The following is a 12,810-nucleotide window of genomic DNA, read 5'->3' on the forward strand; positions in this document are numbered from 1 at the left end:
CTCGCACATCGGTCCTCGCTATATGACGCTGCCGGTGACCGCCGAAGGGGGCGGACGGAGACCGCTTAGAGATTCCCCTAGAGCACCTGGCGCGAGCGATGCCGGCGGGGTGGGGTCGTGCAACCGTGTTGGCGCCCCGACCCTGTCCTCTTGGTGTTTGGAGTGCCTTTCATGAACGAGCCGGTCTCCGCGGCCTCCTGGACCACCGCTTCGGAACACGAGCCCGTTGCCGTCGTCGGCCTCGCCTGCCGGCTGCCCGGCGCTCAGGGACCGGACGCCTACTGGAGCCTCCTCGAACAAGGCCGCAATGCCGTCACCGACACTCCCCAGGAGCGCCGGGACGAGGCACTGTCCGGTACGACGCCGGCCGGGCCCGACGGAAGCCCCATCCCCCTCAGGGGAGGCTTCCTCGACGCCCCGGCGGACTTCGACGCGGACTTCTTCGGAATCTCGCCGCGTGAGGCCGAGGCCATGGACCCGCAGGCGCGACTCGTGCTCGAACTCGGACAGGAAGCGCTGGAACACGCACGCACGCCCGCCGACCAAGTCCCGAAGGCCACCGGCATCTTCGTGGGCGCCGACGTCTCCGACTACGCCCAGCTCGTCCACCGCCAAGGCCCCGAGGGCATCGGACATCACACGATGACCGGCCTCAACCGCGGCCTCATCGCCAACCGCCTCTCGTACGCGCTGGGGGTGACCGGCCCGAGCCTGTCCGTCGACAGCGCCCAGTCCTCCTCCCTCGTCGCCGTCCAGCTCGCCTGCGACAGCCTGCGCAATGGCGACTGCGAACTCGCGCTCGCCGGAGGCGTGCACCTCAATCTCCTGCCGAGCGGCACACTCGCCGTCGCGCACCTGGGCGCCCTCAGCCCCGACGGGCAGTGCCACACCTTCGACGCCCGTGCCAACGGATTCGTCCGTGGCGAGGGCGCCGGCCTCGTCGTACTGAAGACCCTGTCCAAGGCCCTCACCGACGGCGACCGCATCCACGCCGTGATCCGCGGCGGCATGGTCAACAACGACGGCGCCGGCACCAGCCTGACCACCCCCGACGCGGAGGCTCAAGCCACCGTCCTGCGGCAGGCGTACGCCCGGGCACGCGTCGACCCCGGCCTCGTCGACTACGTCGAACTCCACGGCACCGGAACCCGGGCCGGCGACCCTGTCGAAGCCACGGCGCTGGGCGCGGTCCTCGGTACGGCGCCCACCCGCCGCACGCCCCTGCGTGTCGGCTCGGTCAAGACCAACATCGGCCACCTGGAGGGGACGGCCGGCATCGCGGGACTGATCAAGGTCGTCCTCTGCCTCGCCCACGGCCGCCTCGTGCCGAGCCTCAACTACGCCACCCCCAACCCCGCCATCGACATGGACGCGCTCGGTCTGCGCGTGCAGCAGGAGGCGGCGGACTGGACTCCGGCCGACGCCGCCCGCCCCCTCGTCGCGGGCGTCTCCTCCTTCGGCATGGGCGGCACCAACGCACACCTGGTCCTGGAGCAGGCGCCGGCACGGTCGTCTTCGGCAGGCGCCGAGCCGCGCCCCGCCGGCACCGACCGCCCGGTCGTGCCGTGGCTCGTGTCGGCTCGGACACCACAGGCCCTGCGCGCCCAGACGGACCGGCTCGCCGCCCACCCCACCGTGACCGGTGCCGCCGGCACCACGGTGACCGACGCCGCCGCCCCGGTGGACATCGCCTGGTCCCTGCTGACCACCCGCACCCACTTCGCCCACCGCGCGGTGGGCGTCGGCACCGACTCCGACGCCATCCTCACCGCCCTGGCCGCCTCCATGTCCCCCGGACCCGCCGGGGACGCCGTGAACAACGCCGTCTTCGTCTTCCCCGGGCAGGGCAGCCAGTGGCCCGGCATGGCAGCCGAACTGATGTGCACCTCCCCGGAGTTCGCCGCCCGGCTCGCCGAATGCGAGGCCGCCCTCGCCCCGCACCTCGACTGGTCCCCGACCGCCGTCCTGCGCGGCGACGCCGACGCACCCCCGATGGACCGCGCCGATGTCGTCCAGCCGGTCCTGTGGGCCGTCATGGTGTCGCTGGCCGAGCTCTGGCGCGCCCATGGTGTGGTGCCTGCCGCGGTGGCGGGACATTCGCAGGGTGAGATAGCGGCCGCCGTCGTCGCGGGCGCACTGAGCCTGGAGGACGGCGCCCTGGTCGTCGCCCTGCGCAGCAAGGCACTCGCCGCCATAGCGGGGCCCGGCGGGATGGCCTCCGTGGCCCTGCCCAGACAAGGGGCGGAGGAGTTGATCGCCCCCTGGGACGGTCGCATCACGGTCGCCGCTCTCAACGGCCCCTCCTCGACGGTGGTCTCCGGCGATGCGCAGGCACTGGACGAACTGGCCACCGCGGCCGGACCACAGGGCATCCGCGTCCGGCGCGTCGGCGTCGACTACGCCTCCCACTCGGCTCATGTGGAAGCCGTACGCCACGAACTGCTGCGGGTGCTCGCACCCGTTACCCCCCGTCGGCCGCACGTGCCGTTCTTCTCCACCGTCACCGGCGACTGGCTGGACGAGACCGGAACCGACGCCGCCTACTGGTACGCCAACCTGCGGCAGCCGGTCCTCCTCGAACCGGCCGTACGGGCCCTCGCCACCGCAGGGCATGGGGCGTTCGTCGAGGTCAGCCCGCACCCCGTGCTGACCGTCCCGCTCCAGGAGACCGCGGAGGCCACCACCCCGGACGCGCCCGCCGTCGTCACCGGCACCCTGCGGCGCGACGACGGAGGACTCGCCCGCTTCTACACCTCCCTCGGCGAGCTGTGGACGCGCGGCGCCGACGTCGACTGGACACCCGCCTTCGCGGGCCGCACACCCGCTGTCGTGGACCTGCCCACGTACGCCTTCCAGCGGCGGCGTCACTGGATCGGCGGGCCCGTGCATCCCCCGGCTGTCGCCGCCACCGAGGCGGCGTCCGGTTCCGTGCCCACGGCGGCGTCGGCCTCCGGGCCCGAGGTGGCGTCAGGCTCCGCGCCCGAGGCGCCCCACGCCCGCGGTGACAGCCTGCGCCTGGTACGGGAGAACGCGGCCGTCGTCCTCGGCCACGGTGACGCGAAGGCCGTCGACGTCACACGTTCGTTCAAGGAACTCGGCTTCGACTCGGTCACCGCCGTCGAACTGCGCGACCGCCTCAACCTGGCCACCGGGCTGAGGATGCCCAACACGGTGCTCTACGAGCACCCCTCCGTCGCCCGCCTGGCGCGCCACCTGGACCGCGAACTGAGCGGCACCGACGCGCCCGCCACCGGGCCCGCCACCGCGGCTCCGGCCGACCGTCCCTCCGACGAGCCTGTCGCCATCGTCTCCATGGCCTGCCGCCTCCCGGGAGGCGTCCAGTCGCCCGAGGACCTCTGGCGACTGGTGCGCGACGAGGTCGACGCGGTCTCCGCCTTCCCGGCCGACCGCGGCTGGGACCTGGACGCGCTCATCGACGGCGACGCCGAACGGCCCGGCACCAGCTATGTCCGTGAGGGCGGATTCCTTTACGACGCGGCGGAGTTCGATGCCGCGTTCTTCGGGATCTCGCCGCGCGAGGCACTGGCGATGGACCCGCAGCAGCGACTGCTCCTGGAGACTGCCTGGGAGGCGGTCGAGCGTACCGGACTCGATCCGCGCTCCCTCCAGTCCACCCCCACGGGCGTCTTCGTCGGTGCCACCGCGCAGGAGTACGGACCCCGTCTGTACGAGGGCGACGAGGACGTCGAAGGCCACGTACTCACGGGCACCACGGCGAGCGTGGCGTCCGGGCGCATCGCGTACACGCTGGGGCTCGAAGGTCCTGCGGTGACGGTCGACACGGCTTGTTCGTCGTCGCTGGTGGCCTTGCACATGGCGGTCCGGTCGCTGCGGTCCGGCGAGTGCTCACTCGCCCTCGCGGGCGGAGCCACGGTCATGGCCGGCCCCGGCATGTTCACGGAGTTCAGCCGGCAGCGCGGGCTGGCTCCGGACGGCCGGTGCAAGCCGTTCGCCGCCGGTGCCGACGGCACGGGCTGGGCCGAGGGCGTGGGTGTGCTGGTCCTGGAGCGGTTGTCGGATGCGCGGCGTCGTGGGCATCGGGTGTTGGCGGTGGTGCGGGGTTCGGCGGTGAACCAGGACGGTGCGTCGAATGGGTTGACGGCGCCGAACGGTCTGTCCCAGCAGCGGGTGATCCGGGCGGCGTTGGCGGACGCGGGGCTGTCGGCGGCGGATGTGGATGTGGTGGAGGCGCACGGTACGGGGACGAAGCTGGGTGATCCGATCGAGGCGCAGGCGCTGATCGCGACGTACGGGCAGGATCGGGCGGAGGAGCGTCCGTTGTGGCTGGGCTCCCTGAAGTCCAACATCGGACACGCCCAAGCGGCGGCCGGTGTCGCCGGTGTGATCAAGATGGTGATGGCGATGCGGCACGGTGTGCTGCCGAAGTCGCTGTGCGCCGGTGAGCCGACCCCGCACGTGGACTGGTCAGCGGGCGCGGTGGAGTTGCTGTCGGAGGCGCGGTCGTGGGAGGGGGAGGACCGTCCGCGGCGGGCTGGTGTGTCGTCCTTCGGTATCAGCGGTACGAACGCGCACGTCGTCCTCGAACAGCCCGAACCCGTGGAGGAGGAGCGCACCGCGTCCGCCGAACCGGCCGAACCGGCCAACGGTGTGGTGGTGCCGTGGCTCGTCTCGGCACGTACTCCACAGGCACTCGAGGCGCAGGTCGAACGGCTCGACGCCTGTGTGACCGCGACCGCTCCCGGCGCCGTTGAGGTGGGCTGGTCGCTCCTCTCGGGACGTACCGCATTCGAGTACCGCGCGATGGCGGTGGGCTCGGATCCCTCGGCCATGGTGACCGCGCTGCGGGCGCCGCACTGCTCCGGTTTCGCCCCGGACTCCGTGAACCGTCCGGTGTTTGTGTTTCCGGGTCAGGGGGCGCAGTGGGTGGGGATGGCGGTGGAGTTGCTGGATTCTTCGCCGGTGTTCGCTGCGCGGTTGGGTGAGTGTGAGGCGGCGTTGTCTGGGTTTGTGGACTGGTCGTTGGTGGATGTGGTGCGTTCCGGTGAGGGTCTGGAGCGGGTGGATGTGGTGCAGCCGGTGTTGTGGGCGGTGATGGTGTCGCTTGCGGAGCTGTGGCGTGCTCATGGTGTGGTGCCTGCTGCGGTGGTGGGGCATTCGCAGGGGGAGATTGCGGCTGCGGTGGTGGCGGGTGCGTTGAGTGTGGAGGACGGGGCGCGGGTGGTGGCGTTGCGTTCGCGTGCTCTGGTGCGGTTGGCGGGCCGTGGCGGGATGGTTTCCGTCGCTCTGCCGAGGGCCGAGGTTGAGGTGTTGCTGGCGTCGTGGGTGGGCCGGGTGTCGGTGGCGGCGGTGAATGGGCCGTCGTCGGTGGTGGTTTCCGGTGATGCGGACGCGTTGGATGAGTTGGTCGCGCACTGCGAGGAAGTGGGTGTGCGGGTGCGGCGGATCGAGGTGGACTATGCCTCGCATTCGGCGCATGTGGAGTTGATCGAAGAGGAGTTGGCTGAGGTTCTGGGTGGGTTGGAGCCTCGGGTGCCTGAGGTGCCGTTCTTCTCCACGGTGACGGGGGAGTGGATCGAGGAGCCGGTCACCGATGGCGGGTATTGGTATGCGAATTTGCGGCAGACGGTGAAGCTGGAGTCGGCGGTCCGCACGCTTGCGACTTCGGGGTTCGGTGCGTTTGTTGAGGTGAGTCCGCATCCGGTGTTGTCGGTGCCGGTGGCTGAGACGGTGGAGGCGGCCGGCTCGGAGGCGGTGGTGGCCGGGACGCTGCGGCGTGGTGACGGCGGTCTGGAGCGGTTCTATGCCTCCCTGGGTGAGGTGTGGGTCCGGGGTGTGGAGGTCGATTGGACGCCGGCCTTCGACGGGCATGCGCCGAAGCGTGTCGAGTTGCCGACGTATGCCTTCCAGCGGCAGCGCTACTGGCTGGAACCGTCCAGGCCCGCGGTGGCGGCGGATCCGGTGGAGGCGCGGTTCTGGGAGACGGTCGAGCGGGAGGATCTGGAGGGGCTGGCCGCGACCCTGGGGGTGGCGGATACCGGGTCGCTGGGTGAGGTGCTGCCCGCGCTGTCCTCCTGGCGCGAGGGGCGTCGGGAGCGGAGCAAGCTGGATGGCTGGCGGTATCGCATCGCGTGGCGGCCCCTGGCCCGGCCCGCTGCGGACGCCGGGCTGGACGGCACCTGGCTTCTGGTGATCCCCGAAGGCCACGAGGACGACACCCTCGTACAAGCCGTCGTGGGTGAGATGGGCGAACGGGCGTATCGCCTACGGGTGTTGACCCTGGGTGTGCGGGACGCGGAGCGAGAAGCGCTGGCCGGGCGACTTCGGGCCGAGGTCGCGCACGGGCCTCTCACCGGTGTGCTCTCCCTGGCAGGCATCGAGGAACAGCCGCACCCGGAGAACCCCTCCGTCCCCGTGGGCCTGGCGGTGAGCCTCGCGCTCGTGCAGGCGCTCGGTGATGCGGAGATCGACGCGCCGCTGTGGTGCGCCACGCGTGGCGCGGTGGCCACGGAGCAGGACTCTGCGCCGACCGCCCCTGTCCAGGCGGGCATCTGGGGGCTCGGCAGGGTCGCGGCTCTGGAACATCCGCGGCGCTGGGGCGGATTGGTCGATCTGCCGGACGCGGTGGACGCGCGTACCGTTGCGCTGCTCCTGGACGTGGCCGTCGGCGGGCAGGCCGAAGACCAGGTGGCGATTCGTGGCGCGGGCGTCTTCGGACGCAGGCTCGTGCACGCCCCGTGCAAGGACGTCACCGCGCCCAGGGGGTGGAAGCCGCGCGGCACCGTTCTGATCACCGGTGGCACCGGTGCCCTGGGGCGGCGTATGGCCCGCTGGCTCGCCCGCAACGGCGCCGAGCATCTCGTACTGACGGGACGTCGCGGCGCCGACACCCCGGGTATGGCGGAGCTGAGCGCGGAGCTGGAGCAACAGGGCACCCGGGTTACCGTCGCCTCCTGCGACGTCGCCGACCGGGACGCGCTCGGCGCGCTCCTGTGTGAGGTCCAGCAGGACGGCGCGACCCCCGTACGCGCGGTCGTGCACGCGGCGGGCGTCAGCCCACTCGGCACCTTGGCCACGGCCGGTGTCAGTGACCTGGCCGCCGCGCTGTCGGGCAAGGTGCTGGGCGCCGATCAACTCCACGCCCTGCTCGACCCGGCTCAACTCGACGCGGTCGTGTACTTCTCCTCCATCTCCGGCACCTGGGGCGTGGCCGACCACGGGGCGTACGCCGCCGCCAACGCCATCCTCGACGCGTGTGCCGAGCGGCGGCGCGCCGACGGCGTGCCCGTCCTCTCGGTGGCCTGGGGCCCCTGGGCAGGGGGCGGCATGATCGCCGAGTCCGTACAGGACACGCTCCGCCGCCGGGGGGTGCCCGTCATCGACCCGGACACCGCCGTCGCGGGCCTCCAACAGGCACTGGACCTCGGCGAGACCTTCGTCGCGATCGCCGACGTCGACTGGCGGCGCTTCGCCGGTGTGTTCACGTCCGTACGGCGCAGTCCCTTGCTCGCCGAGCTGCCGGAGGCCCGGGCGGACGGGGGCGAGGAGCCGGGTTCGGGTCGCGAGTCCGCCCTGGCCGAGCGGCTCTCCGGGCTCGACCCGACCGAGCGCCTGGCGGTGCTCCAGGAAGTCGTGCGCGAGCAGGTCGCCTCGGTGCTCGGCCATGACGACGCCGGCTCTCTTGAGGTCGAGCGCGCTTTCAAGGAGCTCGGGTTCGATTCCCTGACGGCCGTCGAACTGCGCAACCGGCTGGCCCGGGCCACCGAACTGAGCCTGCCCACCACCGTCGTGTTCGACCACCCCAGTATCGCGACGCTGGCCGCGTTCCTCGGTGAGCTGAGCGATTCCGGCGCGGCCGACGCGGCCACGGCGACGGACATCAGGGCGTCGGACAACGGGGAGTCGGACGACCGGGAGGGCGACGAGCCGATCGCGATCGTCTCGATGGGATGTCGCTTCCCCGGTGGGGTGCGTTCTCCCGAGGACCTGTGGCGGCTGGTCCGGGACGAGGCCGACGCGGTCTCCGCGTTGCCGGCGGACCGGGGCTGGGACCTGGAGGCGCTGTACGACCCGGACCCCGACCGGTCCGGCACCAGTTATGTCCGTGAGGGCGGATTCCTTTACGACGCAGCGGAGTTCGATGCCGCGTTCTTCGGGATCTCGCCGCGCGAGGCACTGGCGATGGACCCGCAGCAGCGGCTGCTCCTGGAGGCCACCTGGGAGGCCCTGGAGCGGGCCGGCCTCAACCCGAAGGCGCTGCGCGGGAGTACGACAGGTGTGTACGTCGGCATGGCCGACCAGGACTACGCCGCCCGGCTCCGCGCGGCGACCGGAGAAGCGGAGGGCTATCTGGCGACGGGGGCGGCGGCGAGTGTGGCGTCCGGGCGCATCGCGTACACGCTGGGGCTCGAAGGTCCTGCGGTGACGGTCGACACGGCGTGTTCGTCGTCGCTGGTGGCCTTGCACATGGCGGTCCGGTCGCTGCGGTCCGGCGAGTGCTCACTCGCCCTCGCGGGCGCCGTCACGGTGATGACCGGGCCCGGCCAGTTCGTTGCCTTCAGCCGTCAGAGGGCGCTCGCGGAGGATGGCCGGTGCAAGCCCTTCTCGGCAGCGGCCGACGGGTTCGCCCTCTCGGAGGGCGTGGGTGTGCTGGTCCTGGAGCGGTTGTCGGATGCGCGGCGTCGTGGGCATCGGGTGTTGGCGGTGGTGCGGGGTTCGGCGGTGAACCAGGACGGTGCGTCGAATGGGTTGACGGCGCCGAATGGTCCGTCTCAGCAGCGGGTGATCCGGGCGGCGTTGGCGGACGCGGGGTTGTCGGCGGCGGATGTGGATGTGGTGGAGGCGCACGGTACGGGGACGCGGTTGGGTGATCCGATCGAGGCGCAGGCGTTGATCGCGACGTACGGGCAGGAGCGGGCGGAGGGCCGTCCGTTGTGGCTGGGTTCGGTGAAGTCCAACATCGGCCATACGCAGGCCGCTTCGGGCATGGCCGGTGTGATCAAGATGGTGATGGCGATGCGGCAGGGTGTGCTGCCCAAGTCGTTGCACGCCGGCGAGGTGTCGCCGTTCGTGGACTGGTCCGCGGGCGCGGTGGAGTTGCTGGCGGAGGCGCGGTCGTGGGAGGGGGAGGACCGTCCGCGGCGGGCTGGTGTGTCGTCCTTCGGCATCAGCGGTACGAACGCGCACGTCGTCCTCGAACAGCCGGAACCCGCGGAGGAACCGTCAGCTGACACCTCCGGTGCGGAACAGCCGCCCGTCGTACCGCTCACGGTGTCCACCCGGTCCTCCGAAGCCCTTGAGGAGCAGGTGGAGCGCCTGTTGTCGCACATCCGTGCACATGACCTGAATCCGGTGGACGCCGGTTGGTCACTCCAGACCGACCGTCCTGTCTTTGAGCACCGTGCCGTGCTGATCGGGCCGAACGTCGTGGCGACAGGTGCCGCCTCGGGCGATGTGGCCAAGCCGGTGTTTGTGTTTCCGGGGCAGGGGGCGCAGTGGGTGGGGATGGCGGTGGAGTTGCTGGATTCTTCGCCGGTGTTCGCTGCGCGGTTGGGTGAGTGTGAGGCGGCGTTGTCTGGGTTTGTGGACTGGTCGTTGGTGGATGTGGTGCGGGGGGTGGAGGGTGCGCCGGGTCTGGAGCGGGTGGATGTGGTGCAGCCGGTGTTGTGGGCGGTGATGGTGTCGCTTGCGGAGCTGTGGCGTGCTCATGGTGTGGTGCCTGCTGCGGTGGTGGGGCATTCGCAGGGGGAGATTGCGGCTGCGGTGGTGGCGGGTGCGTTGAGTGTGGAGGACGGGGCGCGGGTGGTGGCGTTGCGTTCGCGTGCTCTGGTGCGGTTGGCGGGCCGTGGCGGGATGGTGTCGGTGGCTCTGTCGCGGGCCGGGGTTGAGGTGTTGCTGGCGCGGTGGGAGGGCCGGGTGTCGGTGGCGGCGGTGAATGGGCCGTCGTCGGTGGTGGTTTCCGGTGATGCGGACGCGTTGGATGAGCTGGTCGCGCACTGCGAGGTGGAGGGTGTGCGGGTGCGGCGGATCGAGGTGGACTATGCCTCGCATTCGGCGCATGTGGAGTTGATCGAAGAGGAGTTGGCTGAGGTTCTGGGTGGGTTGGAGCCTCGGGTGCCTGAGGTGCCGTTCTTCTCCACGGTGACGGGGGAGTGGATCGAGGAGCCGGTCACCGATGGCGGGTATTGGTATGCGAATCTGCGGCAGACGGTGAAGCTGGAGCCTGCCGTTCGCACGCTTGCGACTTCGGGGTTCGGTGCGTTTGTTGAGGTGAGTCCGCATCCGGTGTTGTCGGTGCCGGTGGCTGAGACGGTGGAGGCGGCCGACTCGGAGGCTGTGGTGGCCGGGACATTGCGGCGTGGCGATGGCGGGCTGCAGCGGTTCTACGCCTCGTTGGGTGAGCTGTGGACCCGTGGCGTGGAGGTCGACTGGACGCCGGCCTTCGACGGGCATGCGCCGAAGCGTGTCGAGTTGCCGACGTATGCCTTCCAGCGGCAGCACTACTGGCTGGAACCGAGCCGTGAGGTCGTCCCGACGTCGGTGGGGACCGATGCTGTTGACAAGGCGTTCTGGGAGACGGTCGAGGGCGAGGACCTCGAAGGCCTTGCCGAGACGCTGGGCCTGGCGGATCAAGAGGCGCTGGGTGAGGTGCTGCCCGCGCTGTCGTCCTGGCGCAAGGGCCGTCAGCAGCGGTCCATGCTCGACAGCTGGCGCTACCGCGTCGTATGGCGGCCCCAGGCCCCGCCTGCTGCGGACGCCGGCCTGGACGGCACCTGGCTTGTCGTGATCCCCGAAGGCCACGAAGACGACGGCTTCGTACAGAACGCCATCGGTGTGCTGCAGGCATCGGGCGCCCGGATCAGCGAATTCTCCGTGCCCGCCGGTGCCGACCGTGCCGAGTTGGCCGGACGACTCGTCGCCGAACTGGACACGGACGAGCCTCTGGGCGGGATCCTCTCCCTGCTCGCGCTGAACGACCGGGACAGCGACCGCAGCCCGGGCGTCTCCTGCGGCCTGCTCGGCACGGTGACGCTGGCACAGGCTCTGGACGACACCGGGCTGCACGGGCGGCTGTGGTGTGTCACCCGGGGGGCCGTTTCCACGGGCCCCGAGGACATCGTCACGCATCCCGCGCGGGCGGCGGTCTGGGGGCTGGCACGCGTGATCGGCCTCGACACCCCCGACCGCTGGGGCGGCCTGGTCGACCTTCCGGCCACCGACGGAGCGTCCGGCCTGAAGCAACTGCCCGGTCTGCTCGCGGGCGTCGGGGCGGTGGACGCGGACGGCGGCGGCAGGGAAACGGAGTTCGCGGTGCGAGCGGCCGGGATTCTTGGGCGACGCATGGTGCGCTTCCCGCTCAAGCTCTCCGGCAATCTCGCCGACAAGCCCGCCGACAAGCCCGCCGACAAGCCCGCCGACAAGCCCTCCGACATGTCATCCACCGAAGCCGCTGCGGCCGAGCCCTCCTCCGCCGCGGGCGAGTTGTGGCAGCCGCGTGGCACCGTACTGATCACCGGTGGGACCGGTGCGCTCGGATCGCACGTCGCCCGCGCCCTGGCCCGCGACGGTGCCGAACACCTGCTGCTGACCAGCCGGCAGGGGAGCGACGCCCCAGGCGCGGAGGAACTGCGGTGCGAACTCACCGAAATGGGCTGCCGCGTCACCATCGCGCCCTGCGACGTGGCCGACCGTGCCGCACTCGCCGCGGTGATCGACGCCGTTCCCGGTGACCTTCCGCTGACGGCCGTCGTACACACGGCGGGTGCGGTCGACGCGGCACGGCCGCTGGCCGACCTGTCCATGGACGACGTCGTCGCCCTTCTGCGCGCCAAGGTCACCGGTGCCCTGAACCTGGACGAACTGCTCGCCGACCACCCGCTGGAGGCCTTTGTCCTCTTCTCCTCCGGAGCCGGCGTGTGGGGCAACGGCGGGCAGGCTCCGTACGCGGCGGCCAATGCCCACCTCGACGCGCTGGCCGAGCGCCGGCAGGCGCAGGGACTGCCGGCGACCTCGATCGCCTGGGGGGCCTGGGCAGGCGGCGGCATGGTGGACGTGACGGTCGCCGAGCAGCTGAGCCGTCGGGGAGTCTCGCCGATGGAACCGGAACCGGCGGTGCGCGCACTGCGGGAGGCGGTGGCGGGGCGGGAGACCACGCTCGTCGTCGCTGACATCCGATGGGACCGCTTCGTGCCCGCCTACTGTGCCCACGGGCATCGCCCCCTCCTGGACGAGGTGCCCGAGGTGCGGCAGCTGATCGACCGGCAGCGAGCGGAGCAGACCGAGGGGGCCGGGGAACGGAGCGACGCGCCGCCCGCACTGCTGCGGGAGCTCGCGGAGCTGCCGGAGGCCAAGCGTGTGCGTCGGCTCGTCGGCCTGGTCCGCACCCACGCCCGAGCGGTGCTGGGGCACGCCACGGCGGACACGGTCAAGGCCGGCCAGGCCTTCCGGGAGATGGGCTTCGATTCCCTGACCGCCGTGGAACTGCGCAACCGGCTCGGCGCCGAATTCGGCACCAAACTCTCGGCAACCGTCGTGTTCGACCATCCGACACCGAAGGCGTTGGCCGAGCACCTGAACGCAGAGCTCCTGCGGCCCGCCGGCGGACCTGTCGGCCCCGTACCCGCAGGGCTGGAACAGGTGGAGGCCGCGCTGCGGCAGGCGACGGATCCCGCCGCCCGCCAGGCCTTCGCCGAAGGGCTGCGCGCCCTGCTGGACACGTGGGCGGACACCGGCGACAGCCCGCAGGAACCGACTGTGGACGAAGAACTGACCACTGCTTCCGACCAGGACATGTTCGACCTGATCGACAGGGAACTCGGGATTTCCTGAACC

At 71.4% G+C, this 12,810-nt stretch carries 1 protein-coding gene; it reads left to right on the forward strand.

Annotated elements, in window-relative coordinates; genetic code table 11:
* The first annotated feature begins 171 nt into the window (after positions 1–171).
* Entirely contained in the window at positions 172–12,807 is a 12,636-nt protein-coding gene (locus FE633_RS24440) for a type I polyketide synthase (protein WP_138047324.1), read from the forward strand.
* The last annotated feature ends 3 nt before the right edge of the window (positions 12,808–12,810 follow it).

The sequence above is a fragment of the Streptomyces montanus genome (assembly GCF_005786655.1).
GTDB classification, from domain to species: domain Bacteria; phylum Actinomycetota; class Actinomycetes; order Streptomycetales; family Streptomycetaceae; genus Streptomyces; species Streptomyces sporangiiformans.

What these genes read in the sequence shown, in the direction of transcription:
- FE633_RS24440 (WP_138047324.1), top strand. Translation starts at nt 172, where the DNA reads ATGAACGAGCCGGTCTCCGCGGCCTCCTGGACCACCGCTTCGGAACAC.